This is a genomic window from Legionella adelaidensis (genome assembly GCF_900637865.1).
Classification (GTDB): domain Bacteria; phylum Pseudomonadota; class Gammaproteobacteria; order Legionellales; family Legionellaceae; genus Legionella_A; species Legionella_A adelaidensis.
The window spans coordinates 235,519-249,392 of record NZ_LR134418.1 but is presented as its reverse complement, the minus strand read 5'-3'; the positions used below and the strand labels follow the sequence as shown (position 1 = coordinate 249,392).

Sequence of the window (13,874 nt, the reverse complement as noted above, 5' to 3'; positions counted from 1 at the left end):
TTATTTGCTATGCATATTATAACTAGAAGAAGAATTACCGAAGCAAAAGCACTTTATCCACAATGCGCATCAGCTCTAGCTGGGTGGTTGAAAGTTGTTGAGGAGAATGAGTTTAAGAGTTTTGGTGAGTTAAAGGCTGTATTTAATAGTATTGATAGAGTGGGTGGCTTATTTGTCTTTGATATTGGGGGTAATAAACTCCGTTTGATAGCCAGCATCCATTTTAATCGGAAAAAATTGTATATACGTCATATCTTAACCCATCAAGAATATGACAAAAATAAGTGGAAGGAGTGAGTATGACTGCTTTAGCATACAACGATTATTTAGAAGAGACAATCCAACACTGGAAACATATCTCCCCCATTATTCATGATCCTCAAAATGATGATGAATATGAGAAACTTGCCAGCATGCTCGATCAATTATTAGATGTTGTTGGTGACAATGAATCTCATGATTTAATGGGGTTGGTTGATGTAATCAGCCATATGATCACTATGTATGATGAAAATCATGATGAACAACTACAAAAAGGAAGTGGCATTGATGCTTTAAAATTTCTCATGGAGCAGCATGGTTTAGATCAAAGTGATCTTAAAGATGAAATTGGAAGCCAAGGTGTTGTTTCTGAAATTCTAAACGGGAAACGTCAACTTAATCTCTCCCATATTAAGAAATTGGCAAAGCGATTTCATGTTACTCCAGCTACTTTTATAGATTAGTTTTAAGCTATATCGTTTCAGACAAAAGGTTCATGTTAAGAAAATTCAAAATTTTTAACATGACTTACTTCTCATGTTAAAGAAATTGGATTTTCTTAACATGACTAAAATTAAGACTATAGGTCTCAAATGCACAGACATCCGTGACATGAATGAATCAAAGAGTTGGCTAGAAGCTGATGTTGAGTTTATTGAAGAACTAATCTTACCGCGATTTAATGGAGACTGTTCTCTGAAAATTTACCCTGCACATTCAAACTCAAATGGAGCTTTATAGTCAAGTGCAGAATGTATTCTCTGCTGATTAAAGTACCCTTCAATATATTGAAATACACTAAGCTTAGCTTGTTCCCTGGTTTGATAACTATAGTTGTGAATCAATTCTACTTTTAGCGTATGAAAAAAGCTTTCAGCGATAGCATTATCCCAACAGTTAGCTCTCTACTCATGTTCCCAATGAGTTGATATTGCTTGAGCATTTGTTGATATTGCAATGAGCAATATTGGCTGCCACGATCAGAATGAACAATAACTCCTATCGGAAATTTACGTCTAAATAAAGCCATCGACAGTGCGTCGCATACCAAATTCTTTTTCATTCGCTTATTCATGGACCAACCAATTACTGCGCGTGAATATAAATCAATTACTACAGCAAGGTACAACCAACCCTCTAGGGTGCGGATATAGGTAATATCACATGCCCATTTTTGGTTAATAGCCGTAGCTGAAAAATCGCGTCCTAAATGATTCTTATAGATAGGCAAACTATGCTCTGAATCAGTAGTGACTTTAAATTTCTTTTTAGCAAGCGCTGTTAAACCCATTGCCTGCATTCTTCTTGCAACTCGAGTGTGGCTACAGGGTTCATTTTGGTCTTGTAATACGCGCGTTATCCTAGGCACTCCATACCGCTTTTTATGCTGGTTTATATCCAGGTGATTATTAGCCAGCTGCCTCTTACTTATTGGTCTATTAATAAAGGAGTAATACCCACTGCGACTAACATTGAGTAATGCGCACATTATCGTTACAGAAAAATAATTGCTAAATTCTTTTATAAAACCGTACTTCACTCGAGTTCCCTTGCGAAGTACGTCGCCGCCTTTTTTAATATCAATTTCTCCTGCTCAAGGCGTGCTAAGCGTTTTTTTAACTCTTTATTTTCTTCCAGTACCTTAGCAACATTTACCGGTTGAAAAAGTCCAGAATCATTTTCATATCCACCTGTAGCTTTAACTTTGTTTACCCACTCGTGTAAAGTGGGGCGTGGTATTCCTAATTCATCTGCTGCTTTATTGATGTTTCCATAGCTAATCGCTAATTTAGCCGATTCTTCTTTGAATTCTTTACTGTATTTCCTTAATTGTCTTACCATGCTCACACCTCTTCGTTAAGTCATATATTTTAACAAATTAGTGTCCGTTTTTTCGCGGTAAGATTAGTTCGGCGTATATTAAATTTAGCGGCTAGTGAATGGATGGATGAATTCGGTTTAACCTGGTTAAACTCAGCGCCAAAGATAAAACTTTTACCTGAGCCAGATTTAAGAAAACCTTATCCATTAAGTTGGGATGAACAGCACAAGCTGTTTCAGCAGTTACCTAACCATCTGAAAAATATGGCTTTGTTTGCCGTGAATACAGGGTGTCGGGATCGCGAAATCTGTGAACTGCGCTGGGATTGGGAAATACAAATTCCAGAATTGCCACATATCATCGTTTTTATTGTACCAGGAGAACTGGTCAAAAACGGAGAAGAACGGCTGATTGTTTGTAACGAAACAGTTCGGGAAGTGATAGAAGGGGAGAGAGGTAAACATCCTACTCATGTCTTTAGTTTCAAAGGTCGACCATTAAGTCGTATGTTATCGACTGGTTGGCGACAGGCTAGAGAAAAGGCGAAATTGCCGGCTCTACACCAAATAAGGGGGCACTTTAATCAACTTAGTATAAACTAAGTCCTTGATTTAACGATCAAAAGGAGATTAAAGTGCCGAAGAACAATCTTATCCTAAATTTACCTGGGTTTTCCATAGTAAAAGTGAGCGGATATCAACCATTATTATTAGATGTAAGATATAACCGATTAGCGCGTTGTAGCCACTGTCAAAGTAAGAGGGTACGTAAGAAATCCTCATTTATACGAAGAGTTCATCATGAATTAATAGGCCATAGGCGAAGTATATTAAGGTTTAAAGCCTATAAGTATATTGTTATGCGTGTTGTCGTTATAGTAATCAACAATTCCCTGGTATCAATAAACATCAACGTGCTACTTGGCGGGCGCAGGCAGCGGTGTTTCATGAACATAGCCGAGGAGTATCCCAAAAAGACTTATCGGAGCGTTATAAGAAAGGGAAAGCCACTATCGAGCGATGGTATCAGCGCCATTATGAAGAGCAACATAGAGAGCTCCTTAATAAGCCCTGTCCTGTAGTGCTTGGCATTGATGAGCATTTCTTTAGTAAGAAAGAAGGTTTTGCTACTACGTTATGTGACCTGAGAAAGCATAAGGTCTTTGATGTAGTTCGAGGCCGAAGTGAAGGGGATTTAAAGGACTACCTACAGCAGCTGCCTGGAAAGGAACGAGTTAAAGTCATCTGTATGGACTTAAGTAGTACCTATCGGTCTATTGTAAAAAAATACTTTCCTAATGCAATGATAGTTGCCGATAGATTCCATGTGATTCGTTTAATTCAACATCAATGTATGATGACTTACCGAGAACTCTCCAGTGAAATAAAAAGCAATAGAGGTATCTTAGCCTTATTGAGAACCAGACCTGATAACCTGAGTGAAGAAAAGAGGGCTAAAAGAGACGCCTTTTTAATTCAAAATCCGGCTATTGAAGCCATCTATCAATTTCAGCAAGAGCTTCATTCTCTGTTAATGAAAAGAGCTTTAACTCAACGTGCATGCCGTAAAGTAATCCCTACATTCTTGAATATGCTAGCTGAATTAAAACAGAGCACCTTTAAAGCGTTAGCATCATTAGGAAAAACGCTTAGTGCTTGGAAAGATGAAGTCGCCAGAATGTGGCGGTTTAGTAAATCTAATGGAATAACTGAAGGCTTTCATCGCAAAATGAAACTCATTCAGCGAAGGGCTTATGGTTTTAGAAATTTTGAAAATTATAGAGTGCGTGTTAAGGTGCTCTGCGGGTGATTATAGCTGCCCCCTTAAATGGGAAAGAGCCAAATTGCCTGAAGTAAGAGTGCATGATTTAAAGCATACCTTTGGTAGACGCCTGAGAGCTGCAGGGGTAAGTTTTGAAGATAGGCAAGATTTACTTGGGCTTCGTTCAGGTAGGATTACAACTCACTATTCCTCAGCTGAGCTGCAAAGTTTATATCAAGCTGCGAATAAGATTTGTGAGAATCGTAAAAGTGGAGTGATATTAACGTTATTGAGAAACCCAAAGAGTAGACCTGCCAGTCAAAATACTCTAAGGGAAAGTCACGTAAGTTTGTAAGTGCGTGATCTAGGTCACGCAAAAGTCACGCAAGGACTTTTGTGTTAAAACATGTAATCAACGTAAGTTATTGATTTTAAAGGTCTAAGTTGGTGGGCCCACTAGGACTTGAACCTAGGACCAACGGATTATGAGTTATATGTGATTAACAAATGACTATCAATGCCAACAAATAACAATAAATCAATCAAGAGGTTAGCTTATAACTGTTGTTCTTGTCTATTGTAGATTATTGCTATTTTTTATCTGTGAGTGCCCCACCAGTGTCCCATGGGTTCAATCTGATATTTTAAGAAGAACTATCAAGCTCAGAAATTAGTTCTTTTTTCATTTCCAGAGTACAACCATTATTAAAATATATTTGCCAACTGCCCGTGTTATTTCTTTCTTGAATCTTATCAACTAGCCACTTTTCAGTATTATCTTCGATAATTTCTGAACTAAAGATTTTTTTGCTTTGCTTGTTATAGTATATGTGGCGATCGAAATGATATTGAAAGTCATTTGAATTTAAAATTTCCGTTTTAGCTTTCATAACCTCTCCATTGTTACGCATTTTCCCTGATTACGATTATAGACAATAAAAAGTACGCAAATAGCTTAAAGGACTTATATTTACACAATAGTTGATCAATTTTAGTGCATTGGCTCTCAAAGGTTATAAATTTTGTTATAGATAGGGAGATAAGTAATTTCAATATTAACAAAGTACTTAAGTATACCGTCGTCTACTCTACTTCTTACAGAGAAAAAAATATGCTCTTTTTTTTGTACCCAGCCAATAGCTACAATCTCATTCTCATCTTCAGGAGCTTTTTTAAGTACCATACCCTTACCATATTTATCTCTAAGCTTTTCCAAAATCGCATTAATTTCTTCTTTACTATCTGTAGAATAGGATAGGTCATATCCATATAGGCTATTATCTAAAAAGTAATAACCTACAATAAAACTTTTGCTATATTCTGGTAAAAACAATGAATTTTGCGATACCACCACAACTTTCTCGGCATTATGAGTTGAACTTGGAGCTGGTTGTATTACTCCTCTATCACCATCCATATCCATCGGTATAAGGCCTTTTCCCCACTGGGAGTTACCTTCACCATTAGCATTCTTCACTTCCTGTTCAGACATCCCCCATCTCGAATTTAAGAGAGCTTTTGAAGAATCAGTCGACATGTAGGCATAGCAAAAAACTATTAAAGTTACAGTTATAATTACACTGAGGGTTATAATTAATTTGTTCTTTGTCCAGTTCACTCCTTCTGATATCCACCAGAGGCAACTTATTATAATCACTGGAAAAACGCCCAATATTAAAAATATAATGACCCCTGTCATTACACTTTCAACATTTGCGAAAAATAGGGAAACGAGTATAGAAACTAATAGCCATAAAATTCCGAAAGATATACCTACCCTTTGTCTCAGAGGTAAACCTCGCATAATTCATCCCTTTTATATAAATTTTATCCCTATCTCTTTTATAAAATATAGTAGATACGCTCGTGTAATGAGACGAATTCTCACTACTGTCCTCTGATAACTGCTGTCATTACTAGGTTTTTTATGATCAAATAAATGAAGGGTGACACTACACACGCGCGCATCATGGGGTCTGGATTTGTAGAAATAGGGAGACGTAAAATATGGCTACAGTGTATTTCGATAAGAACTTTAATGTTCGTATTTCATTATTTGCTAATTCTCCAAAGCTTCGAAAATCTGAAAGGGGAACATGCGATGCTAAGACTAGAAAAAACACCTTATGTCAGGCTCCACCTGTTTGGGATCACTTTAGCGATACAGCAGTAAATGGACGTTGTAAACTGCATGGCGGCTTGTCAACAGGGCCTAAAACTGAGGCTGGTCGACAAGCAATTAGGGAAAGTAATCGAAGACGTAAGAATTGAATGTTTCCCTAACATCAATTTTCAATTAAATTTATATGTGGGCCATTAGCTTTTCCATCCAAAGAAAGTAACTCATCAAGACTGTGTTCATTTATAAATAGCCAATTTGTTCCTGCAGATGTAATTGCATAAGCAGGATCAATAGAATCATGCGAACGCTCAATTAATTGTTTTACTATCAAATGCTCTATATTTAGGTTGAGTTTAAAATCTATAAAATTTAGAAAGTCATTATCACCTATAGATCTTATGTTGTCTGAAATGGTGCTTTTTAGTACACCTCTGCCAGATTCAGATTGGTTGGTCATTATGCTGAGCAAAATATAGATTTCAGCCTTAGATAGAAGAATTTCGTTTGAAGTTCTCATGATACAACTCCGCTTAATGTTATTTTATTCAACTCTCCTTTTTGTTCTTCTTGATTCCATATAACCCATAACTCGCTGGGACTGGAATTATATCGGGTAACACAGATTAATGCCACTTATTGGGTGTGGAACTTATAGGGTGTGATCGTTTTAACTCATTAAATGAAAGAAAAACATCAAAACCTCATAAAAATAGGGGACAGAATCAGAGAATTAAGAAAAGCTAAAGGCTTCTCGCAAGAGAGCATCGCTGACGCTTCCGCTATGGGGCGTACTTATATGGGAAGAGTTGAGCGAGGCGAGCAAAATATTTCTATTCAAAATTTAATTCAAATCGCATTTGCATTAAACGTAAGTGTAGGGGATCTTATTCCTCCATTACATGAGTTACAAAACCCGGCCCACAGCGGTTCAGTTAGTACAGATTGAATATTAAGCCACTGGAAACTAAATCTGTTATTCCAATATTATTACTCTGATACAGACTAATGATCATATAAGCTAAAATCGTGATCAAGCCAGTATATAATAAAAAGCCGACCTTCTTTTCGACCAACCATTGCTGCTTTTCCATCAAATCTCAATGCAATTAAATTTGTGTCTGGAGTTATATCTTTGGGAAGAGGTGCTTTAATAGCTGTTTGTGCAATTTTTTCTTGGCCCAAGCCATGACGATGAGCCTGAGTTATTTCATTCCAAGTCATTTGACTACGTTTTCTTAATGCATCTGCAAATGCTGCTTTTTGGTCTTTCGTGCAATTCGATATACAGTAATTTTTTTGTATATGCTCCAAGGAAAAAATTGGCTTTAATTTATTAAATGAAGAACCTTCACTCTTCACAGAGATTTTTTTTCCTTGCTGTATAGAAGGAGACTTAATCTTTCTATTTTTTGCCATATTAATTGAGTTGTGAGTTGAAATGATTCTTTAAATCTTCATGAGAAATAATATTATTGCTATCAGTGTCGATATTGTCTCGCCACGGAGCTTCTTCATGAGTTAAATTTCGTAATTTCCATGCGGAAAATTGACCATATACTTCGTAAATTTCATTAAGTAAGTCTAGCTGTTCTTCGCTAAAAACAGACGCGTCAAAGTCAGGATTAGGATCTACAGCACCATTTTTATGCTGCTTTTTAGCATGATAGAGAGCAGGGCAAACAGGGCCATGGGTCCATGCCTCTATGGGTTCTTCAAATAAGGGTTCATCAAACATTGCTAAATGAAACCCCTGAGCATAATAAACCAACTTTTGCAGTTTGAGGTTAGATATAATTTCGCTGTCATCTTCTTCTTTAGATGCTTTATTTAAAAAATAATCAGCAACTTGAAATACGGTGTTCATTTATTCTCCCCATAGATACCACCAATTATAGCATGATATATAGAGCATAAAGAAATTAGGCGTTATCCATTAATTCTACTTAATTACGCGCTTGCTTTTTCTTGGTATGTGGTTGTAATGCTTAATAACTCACCTATTTTATCCATAGCTTTAGATATCTCAATAGGGAAATGTATGGGTTTTTTAAGATTACAAGATTTCATATATTCTTTATGCCCCTCTAACATATACGCATGAATTAAATTAAGATTTCGAGATGCTTCTAATAAATCTTTATAAGGAGGCAGATAAAGTATCTTGTGAAGATAGCTATAAAAAGGAATTGAGCTATATGCAGCAAGGAGCTTTGAGGAGCATATTTTAATTTCATTTGAAATTTTATTATCAGCTGCAGCATTTGTTAACTTACTGTGAAAATAAAGAAGCGTATAGCTGATAAGTCCGATGTTTTTCTTTAATTCAATTACTGGTTCTAAGATAAGTCGTAAAATAAATTGACTTAAAATGAATATAATAACTGCTGAAAATATAGTCAACACGAAGCTCATTATTTTCCTTTCTAATCGATTATCAAAAATTATAGTACTTTAATAGAATTTGTGATTATTTTTGAATATTCAACAATTCTACTGGGCTTGCAATCGGGGTGAGATAAGTATTGTAGTGAAGCCGGGTCGAACCAAAAACCAATCGTTCCTTCCCAATCGCCATTACGTTGCTTATTGCAAAGCCATTTACAATCTGAAGCCTTAACAATGTTTTGTTCATCATAATCTAATTTTGAACCTGTTAAGTGTTTCTGAATTAACTCCTCTTTTTTCTTATTCCTCCAAATACTAAAACAGTTATCAGCCAAATCAGTGATCGCCCCTGTTCCTTTAATATCTAGTTTTCCCGGAGCTTTTGATTCGTCCTCTGTTTTCCTCGGATGTACAACTAGATGAATTTGACAATTATGTTGATTTTTAAAATCACAGAGCTGCTCAATAATAGCTTTCTGTAATTTATAATCGTCCTCAACAATATCTAATTTCATCAGTGAATCAATAACAAAAACATCTATGCCATAGCGTTGGCGAGCATATTGAAAAACCTCTAATAATCGCTTCGATTTTGCTGTACCAACTAGATCAAATAGCCAGAGTTTGTCTCCAAACCATTCATGAATAGCATGTATATATTCAATGGAGGGTTCAGCTAGAGCACTGGCTTGTCGGGTTAGGCGCATTAATAGACGTTTGGGTTTCATTTCTAAACTGGCAATGCAAACACGAGCTCCTTGTTTCATCATATGAAGGATAACTTGGCCTAAAAATTGGCTTTTCCCATGCCCATTAATTCCTGTCCAAACGGAAAGTTCATCAGGACGGAACAGAATTTTACCATTTGTTTTTTCCCAAGGAGCATCATATCCAATATGAACCCCAGGGGATGGGTAAAACTCGTCAATTACTTGATGAACAAACTCACGAGCGGATTTTAGCTCTTCTGGATCAAGAGTTTTCGCTTCATCAAAACACTGATGAATAACTTCTCTAGAAATATTCGATTGCAAACATTCATTTGCATCTTTATACGGTAATGTAACAATGTGGCAACGATGACGCCCCAATCTATTAATCAATTCAACCGTAGCTTTGTGGCCTTCATCATCATTATCTAAACAGAGATATATCTGATCAAAAATAGCTAGCCTATCAAATTCATATTCAATCCAACGTTGTTTATCACCACCGCCTCCTCCAAATGGCACCGAGAGAGCCGGTAAGCCATATTGATATAGGGACATTGCATCAATTTCCCCTTCACAAATAATTACCTTGCGAGCATTCGTTGGTATCTGGTTCCAACCAAATAAACAAGGCTCACAATCTGGTTCAACAGAAATTTTCTTTTTATTGTTCACTCTGAGTAATTTAAGATATTTTACTAATATAAGTTCTCCACTACGCCAATAAGGAAAAATAACATCTCCATTCCGTTCGCCAATTTTATAAGTTCGAAGGGTTTCAGCTGTAAGTTTTCTTTCGTTAACCAAATAGCTCATAACAGAGGATGATAAAGTTAATTCACCAATATTATTTAATTTAGGTTTAGCAAAGCCAGAATTCTTATGACCTTCAAACTTTTGTGGGGATGGTATACCTAGATAACGAGATACTTCTTTAATCGCGTTAGATAGCGTTAAATTACGCGTCAATGCCCATAGATCAAGTAAATCACCCTTACTACCTTCTGCAAAATCTGACCAAATACCAGTTTTTTCCCCTTTAAGGCGTACTCTGAGTGATTCTCCAGATTCCCCATGAATGCTACCAACAAGCCATTCAGCCCCAGACTTTTTACCGTTCGGCAGTAAATAGCTAGCAATTTCCTCTGCCCGTTGTGCAAGTTGCTGTGAAATTTCTTTAGCCATTGCCATGTCAAATTACCCCCGCCATTAGGTCATCTGTGCGTTGAATCCCAGAGCACGTGCTATATTCATTGGCATTATTAATAAAACGCTCAATATGATCTGCGTCACGCAAAATTAAGCTAATATCGTTATAGGTTTGATTACGATCATTTTTTCCCATGTTGTAAGGAGTTTTAGCACAGCCATCAATTGCTTGTTTAAGCTCAGCAGGGGTATAACCTAATTTTAAAGCTGACTTGATTATATTTTGACGCTTCTTATCCAGTCTTGCTTTTGGGCGATCCATCGTATCTTGCCAATGTTGAAAAATTTCTTTCACAAAAATAGACGAGCTTACTTGAGAAGCAGCAATGTGTGAGGTTTCAACCCCACACATATTTATATCCTTTTTACTCCTTTCTCTTCCATTCCATTCCGTAGTCGAAGGCTCATGGAGGAGTTGCGGAGGACTATCTAATAATTCGGGTAGTCCTCTTATAGTATTCGAAGAATCATCGGAGAATTTATTAAGTTCAGATTCAGGAAGAGGGTAGCGTGATGTCGGTTTATCAATTCGTTGATGTTTTTTCCAGCCCGTGACCATCCAATATATTGTATTATCTCTCTCGTATTCGCATAATAAATTATTTTGAATAAGTTCATTGATGAGTTTTTCTATTTCTGCAGGAGAGAAATCATCTGCTGGAAAAACTTCTGCTTTGAGACGCACATAGGATGCAGTATGTATGCCATTATCATCACAAAAATTCCACATACCGATAAAAAGTAATCTAGCATTAAGTGAGCAAGATAAAATTTGCTCACTTGTCCAGAATTCAGGTTTAATTGTTCTAATGCGAGACATATTAATTGTCTCCCTGACTAATGGCGCCAAGATAAACATACAGTGCAATTTTATGAATAATGCCATTTTTATCTGGTTCGTTGATCCATTCTGTGGTGATATTGTGCTCTGCTCTTAAATCCTTTATACGAGAAGCTGGGCTTACGATACCCATGTTATGGAAGGCAAATGTAGATCTTTTTGGATGTTCTTTAAAAGCCTTAAGCATTCTTGCTTGTTGATTAGATTTTGAATTATTATATTTATGATGATTTTTAGGAGGATTGCCCAGTTTTACTGGGCTGTTCTTTTTAGTCATGATTACACTCCTTTTCCTTGGTTTGCTACCCATTCAAAAAATGCTGCCTCGTTAATCAGCACCCGTTTTCCAACTTTCACAACGACCTTATCAAATCCGTTTGTTTTTTTATGGAATATTAAGTTACGCAGAGCTGACTTTGACGGCCACTCATAATGGATATCCCAATTAGGGACAGGGATGTAGCGGGGGTGTTCTCGTGAAAAATATTGTTCTTTTGTCATTGTATTGGTTCCTTATAGTTCAGGATGATCTGGCTTAATTGCCATTAGTTAATACGATGACATACTCTGTTTTGTTAAAAAATTGGGTTAACTGGGTCAAAAATAAAATAAAAAATAACCCAATTTAAATTCTTGAACTAACTGGGTCTTGAGGAAATGGGGTTAAAAAAATTTAATAAATTAATTTGTTGGTAATCCGATCATGGTGCGTATTTGTTTTATTTCTAGGCATGTATTCTTATGAACTCCGGGTTTAAACTTTATATTCAACATGTCGAAATACTTTTCTAGTCTAGCGGGTGATTGTTTAAAATGCTCAGGAGCTAAATGCTTTAAAATTTGAATCATTTCTAATTTTGTACCTGGCATTTCATTTTTGTTAATTTTAACGTCTATATCGCCTGCCCTTTTTATTAAATCATCAATGACTTTTAGCATGTTAATTTTTTTCTTAGCAACTCCCCGCTCCTCAGGATTGTTATCTTTAATTTGAGGTTTTTTATTAATTGTATCTTTATTAGTGAGAGGTTCGGTTTTAATCAAATTAAGAAACACTATATTTAATTGATTAGATTTTTCTGGTTTTGACTGTTGTTTAATAGGGAACTCAAAGGAAGTTAATGGGGTTATTTTTTCAAAACAACTTATTACTTGGTCTCTTTTATACAGCTGTTGCTCAAATTTTTGCAACAATATGGCTTTGTTAGCTATTGCATTTGTTAATTCAAAATTTTTTTTGCAGCGATTTTTAATATTACATATTGATAGTCTGGAATCTATTGCTGAGTTAGCGAATTTTTCCATTTTGTTTGCTGACTTCAGTACTTCTGCGATGAGCATAATAATATCCTTATATAGTATTGTTAAAAATTTTGTCATTCATATTAGCTACTACTTTACTGGTATGGGCATCAGATAGATGGGCATAGCGTTTTACCATTTGGAGGGTTTTATGTCCTAAGATTTCAGCAATTTCTGCTAGACTTGCATTATTCATTGCTAAATAAGATGCGCAACTATGACGTAAATCATGCCATCGGAAATCATTAATTCCAGCACGTTTTACTGCGTTTTCAAAAGGGGTGCGTAAATCAATTGGCTTAGTTAATTGATGATTTGGAAATACAAAGTCACAATTAAGGATACGTACTTTTGATAGTTTTTTAATTAACTCTAAAGCATGCCCAGTTAATGGCAATATACGCCTTTCACCATTTTTTGTTTCGTGTAAGATTATAACCTGTCGATCGAAATCAATATCTTTCCAACGCAGTCCCATCAGTTCCATTTTTCTAGCGCCAGTCGAAAGAGCAAGTACGACTGTAATGTAAAGATATTGGCTTTCACTCTTTTTACATTCATTTAATAAACGATTGCGTTCATCATCAGATAGAAAGCGAACACGGCCGCGAGCTTCTTTGGGCTTTGTAACCCGACGCATCGGGGAGTCATCAATCCATCCCCACTCTTTTACCGCCATAGTAAATGCATGAGATAGGGCTGCCATGTAGCGAACTACGGTAGAAGGGGAGCGTAATTTATTACGTGTAGTAATACCAGATGATAGCTTGTCTCTTTTCTCCGCTATAAGAGCAGGAGATATGTCTGCAAGACTATATAGTCCTAATTCTTCTTGCCACCATCTAAGATGAAGAACAGTGTTTTTACTATTTTTGGGTTTAGACGGAATAACTTCTTTTATATATCGCTCTACCACTTCACTAAGGGTTCTCCGCTTGGCTTCTGTAGTTTTAAAGTGCCGTCCTTCACGAATAGCTGTTTCGGTTTGTTGAGCCCATCGGCGGGCATCAGTTTTTCTATCAAATGTCGCTTGTTGGGTGGGAAATCCTTTAAGTCTAACTTTGACTCTATAAGTACATTTACCTTCCTTAGTCATTCTCTGTTCTATGGTGGCCATAAATCCATTCCTGTGAATTAATGCCAACACCATAACTCAAGTCCAAACAAGTATCAATATGAGGCAATTAAACTCGAATTGAGTTTTTTTGGAATATCAAGACTCAATAAATAACAAATAAACCTAGATGCTATCGGGGCTATACAATTGAATTTTTCAAAATTTTTATTCCTACTCCTGCTTAAACATATTTAAAAAAATTAAGTTAAGTCATAAGTAATAAATGGCAACATAGGATAACTAATCCTATGTGTAATTGTGATAAGATAATGAAAAATAAGAATATATATTCATATACAAGAAGTCATGGGGCACTAGTGGGGCAGTAATTTTAAAAACTCAAT

The 13,874-nt window shown here is 36.1% G+C and carries 19 protein-coding genes and 3 pseudogenes; 7 read left to right on the top strand and 15 right to left on the bottom strand.

All coding sequences use genetic code 11. The features are described 5' to 3' along the window. The first annotated feature begins 9 nt into the window (after positions 1-9). Both EL206_RS02305 and EL206_RS02300 read left to right on the top strand, forming a co-directional pair. Positions 10-297 carry a type II toxin-antitoxin system HigB family toxin gene (locus EL206_RS02305; RefSeq protein ID WP_058461937.1) on the top strand — a complete coding sequence of 96 codons (288 nt, stop codon included), beginning with the start codon at positions 10-12 and terminating at the stop codon, positions 295-297. Positions 298-299: 2 nt separating this feature from the next. Beyond that, positions 300-725, top strand: a complete 426-nt coding sequence (locus EL206_RS02300) for a helix-turn-helix domain-containing protein (RefSeq protein ID WP_058461936.1) — start codon at positions 300-302, stop codon at positions 723-725. Between the two features lie 240 nt (positions 726-965). Here EL206_RS02300 and EL206_RS10200 read toward each other — a convergent pair whose 3' ends face one another. The 3 genes from EL206_RS10200 to EL206_RS02285 are packed head-to-tail and all read right to left on the bottom strand — an operon-like array spanning position 966 to position 2,103. Next, a complete protein-coding gene (locus EL206_RS10200) occupies positions 966-1,106 on the bottom strand; it encodes an IS3 family transposase (RefSeq protein ID WP_188331939.1) in 141 nt (46 codons plus the stop codon). A gap of 8 nt (positions 1,107-1,114) precedes the next feature. After that, positions 1,115-1,801: an IS3 family transposase gene (locus tag EL206_RS02290; protein ID WP_188331938.1), complete on the bottom strand. Its 687-nt coding sequence runs from the start codon at positions 1,799-1,801 to the stop codon at positions 1,115-1,117. Then, positions 1,798-2,103 carry a transposase gene (locus tag EL206_RS02285; RefSeq protein ID WP_058462781.1) on the bottom strand — a complete coding sequence of 102 codons (306 nt, stop codon included), beginning with the start codon at positions 2,101-2,103 and terminating at the stop codon, positions 1,798-1,800. The genes EL206_RS02290 and EL206_RS02285 overlap by 4 nt, the downstream gene beginning before the upstream one ends. Positions 2,104-2,166: 63 nt before the next feature. On the opposite strand from EL206_RS02285, the pseudogene EL206_RS02280 reads away from it, so the two are divergent. From EL206_RS02280 to EL206_RS10045, 3 pseudogenes are all read left to right on the top strand, one after another. Next, positions 2,167-2,670 (top strand): annotated as a pseudogene (locus tag EL206_RS02280) (tyrosine-type recombinase/integrase); the annotation flags it as partial. 47 nt (positions 2,671-2,717) lie between these two features. Further along, positions 2,718-3,892: pseudogene (locus tag EL206_RS02275) on the top strand (ISL3 family transposase). A gap of 22 nt (positions 3,893-3,914) precedes the next feature. Further along, positions 3,915-4,199, top strand: a pseudogene (locus EL206_RS10045) (site-specific integrase); the annotation flags it as partial. 289 nt (positions 4,200-4,488) lie between these two features. Here EL206_RS10045 and EL206_RS02265 read toward each other — a convergent pair. Together EL206_RS02265 and EL206_RS02260 are read right to left on the bottom strand one after the other, a co-directional pair. Further along, a complete protein-coding gene (locus EL206_RS02265; RefSeq protein WP_058461117.1) occupies positions 4,489-4,734 on the bottom strand; it encodes a hypothetical protein in 246 nt (81 codons plus the stop codon). A gap of 116 nt (positions 4,735-4,850) precedes the next feature. Continuing rightward, positions 4,851-5,648 carry a hypothetical protein gene (locus EL206_RS02260; RefSeq protein ID WP_058461118.1) on the bottom strand — a complete coding sequence of 266 codons (798 nt, stop codon included), beginning with the start codon at positions 5,646-5,648 and terminating at the stop codon, positions 4,851-4,853. Positions 5,649-5,851: 203 nt separating this feature from the next. Here EL206_RS02260 and EL206_RS10150 point away from each other — a divergent pair, with 203 nt between their 5' ends. Then, on the top strand, positions 5,852-6,115 hold the full coding sequence (locus tag EL206_RS10150; RefSeq protein ID WP_058461119.1) for an HGGxSTG domain-containing protein: 264 nt from the start codon (positions 5,852-5,854) through the stop codon (positions 6,113-6,115). Positions 6,116-6,129: 14 nt separating this feature from the next. Here EL206_RS10150 and EL206_RS02250 read toward each other — a convergent pair whose 3' ends face one another. After that, a complete protein-coding gene (locus tag EL206_RS02250) occupies positions 6,130-6,483 on the bottom strand; it encodes a hypothetical protein (RefSeq protein WP_058461120.1) in 354 nt (117 codons plus the stop codon). Positions 6,484-6,645: 162 nt separating this feature from the next. Here EL206_RS02250 and EL206_RS02245 point away from each other — a divergent pair, with 162 nt between their 5' ends. After that, complete coding sequence (locus EL206_RS02245; RefSeq protein ID WP_058461121.1) at positions 6,646-6,912, top strand: helix-turn-helix domain-containing protein; 267 nt, start codon at positions 6,646-6,648, stop codon at positions 6,910-6,912. A gap of 56 nt (positions 6,913-6,968) precedes the next feature. On the opposite strand, the gene EL206_RS02240 is transcribed toward EL206_RS02245, so the two are convergent. The 9 genes from EL206_RS02240 to EL206_RS02200 form a co-directional block, all read right to left on the bottom strand. Further along, entirely contained in the window at positions 6,969-7,382 is a 414-nt protein-coding gene (locus tag EL206_RS02240) for a hypothetical protein (protein WP_065310913.1), read from the bottom strand. Position 7,383: 1 nt separating this feature from the next. After that, positions 7,384-7,830: a Panacea domain-containing protein gene (locus EL206_RS02235; protein WP_058461122.1), complete on the bottom strand. Its 447-nt coding sequence runs from the start codon at positions 7,828-7,830 to the stop codon at positions 7,384-7,386. 83 nt (positions 7,831-7,913) lie between these two features. After that, positions 7,914-8,378, bottom strand: coding sequence for a hypothetical protein (locus EL206_RS02230; RefSeq protein ID WP_058461123.1), 465 nt, complete (start codon positions 8,376-8,378; stop codon positions 7,914-7,916). A 29-nt stretch (positions 8,379-8,407) separates the two neighbouring features. Then, positions 8,408-10,252 carry a toprim domain-containing protein gene (locus EL206_RS02225; RefSeq protein ID WP_058461124.1) on the bottom strand — a complete coding sequence of 615 codons (1,845 nt, stop codon included), beginning with the start codon at positions 10,250-10,252 and terminating at the stop codon, positions 8,408-8,410. A 1-nt stretch (position 10,253) separates the two neighbouring features. Beyond that, positions 10,254-11,090, bottom strand: coding sequence for a hypothetical protein (locus EL206_RS02220; protein ID WP_058461125.1), 837 nt, complete (start codon positions 11,088-11,090; stop codon positions 10,254-10,256). A gap of 1 nt (position 11,091) precedes the next feature. After that, positions 11,092-11,388: a helix-turn-helix domain-containing protein gene (locus tag EL206_RS02215; RefSeq protein WP_058461126.1), complete on the bottom strand. Its 297-nt coding sequence runs from the start codon at positions 11,386-11,388 to the stop codon at positions 11,092-11,094. 2 nt (positions 11,389-11,390) lie between these two features. Next, positions 11,391-11,612 (bottom strand): hypothetical protein, encoded by a 222-nt coding sequence (locus tag EL206_RS02210; RefSeq protein WP_058461127.1) that lies wholly within the window; start codon positions 11,610-11,612, stop codon positions 11,391-11,393. A gap of 180 nt (positions 11,613-11,792) precedes the next feature. After that, on the bottom strand, positions 11,793-12,452 hold the full coding sequence (locus EL206_RS02205; protein ID WP_131739668.1) for a hypothetical protein: 660 nt from the start codon (positions 12,450-12,452) through the stop codon (positions 11,793-11,795). A gap of 10 nt (positions 12,453-12,462) precedes the next feature. After that, positions 12,463-13,530, bottom strand: coding sequence for a tyrosine-type recombinase/integrase (locus tag EL206_RS02200; RefSeq protein ID WP_058461129.1), 1,068 nt, complete (start codon positions 13,528-13,530; stop codon positions 12,463-12,465). Positions 13,531-13,874: the final 344 nt, after the last annotated feature.

Bases quoted from the DNA above. Each gene is read 5' to 3' on its own strand.
- EL206_RS02305 (WP_058461937.1), top strand. From the start codon at position 10: ATGCATATTATAACTAGAAGAAGAATTACCGAAGCAAAAGCACTTTAT.
- EL206_RS02300 (WP_058461936.1), top strand. From the start codon at position 300: ATGACTGCTTTAGCATACAACGATTATTTAGAAGAGACAATCCAACAC.
- EL206_RS02285 (WP_058462781.1), bottom strand. From the start codon at position 2,103: ATGGTAAGACAATTAAGGAAATACAGTAAAGAATTCAAAGAAGAATCG.
- EL206_RS02265 (WP_058461117.1), bottom strand. From the start codon at position 4,734: ATGAAAGCTAAAACGGAAATTTTAAATTCAAATGACTTTCAATATCAT.
- EL206_RS02260 (WP_058461118.1), bottom strand. From the start codon at position 5,648: ATGCGAGGTTTACCTCTGAGACAAAGGGTAGGTATATCTTTCGGAATT.
- EL206_RS10150 (WP_058461119.1), top strand. From the start codon at position 5,852: ATGGCTACAGTGTATTTCGATAAGAACTTTAATGTTCGTATTTCATTA.
- EL206_RS02250 (WP_058461120.1), bottom strand. From the start codon at position 6,483: ATGAGAACTTCAAACGAAATTCTTCTATCTAAGGCTGAAATCTATATT.
- EL206_RS02245 (WP_058461121.1), top strand. From the start codon at position 6,646: ATGAAAGAAAAACATCAAAACCTCATAAAAATAGGGGACAGAATCAGA.
- EL206_RS02240 (WP_065310913.1), bottom strand. From the start codon at position 7,382: ATGGCAAAAAATAGAAAGATTAAGTCTCCTTCTATACAGCAAGGAAAA.
- EL206_RS02235 (WP_058461122.1), bottom strand. From the start codon at position 7,830: ATGAACACCGTATTTCAAGTTGCTGATTATTTTTTAAATAAAGCATCT.
- EL206_RS02230 (WP_058461123.1), bottom strand. From the start codon at position 8,378: ATGAGCTTCGTGTTGACTATATTTTCAGCAGTTATTATATTCATTTTA.
- EL206_RS02225 (WP_058461124.1), bottom strand. From the start codon at position 10,252: ATGGCAATGGCTAAAGAAATTTCACAGCAACTTGCACAACGGGCAGAG.
- EL206_RS02220 (WP_058461125.1), bottom strand. From the start codon at position 11,090: ATGTCTCGCATTAGAACAATTAAACCTGAATTCTGGACAAGTGAGCAA.
- EL206_RS02215 (WP_058461126.1), bottom strand. From the start codon at position 11,388: ATGACTAAAAAGAACAGCCCAGTAAAACTGGGCAATCCTCCTAAAAAT.
- EL206_RS02210 (WP_058461127.1), bottom strand. From the start codon at position 11,612: ATGACAAAAGAACAATATTTTTCACGAGAACACCCCCGCTACATCCCT.
- EL206_RS02205 (WP_131739668.1), bottom strand. From the start codon at position 12,452: ATGCTCATCGCAGAAGTACTGAAGTCAGCAAACAAAATGGAAAAATTC.
- EL206_RS02200 (WP_058461129.1), bottom strand. From the start codon at position 13,530: ATGGCCACCATAGAACAGAGAATGACTAAGGAAGGTAAATGTACTTAT.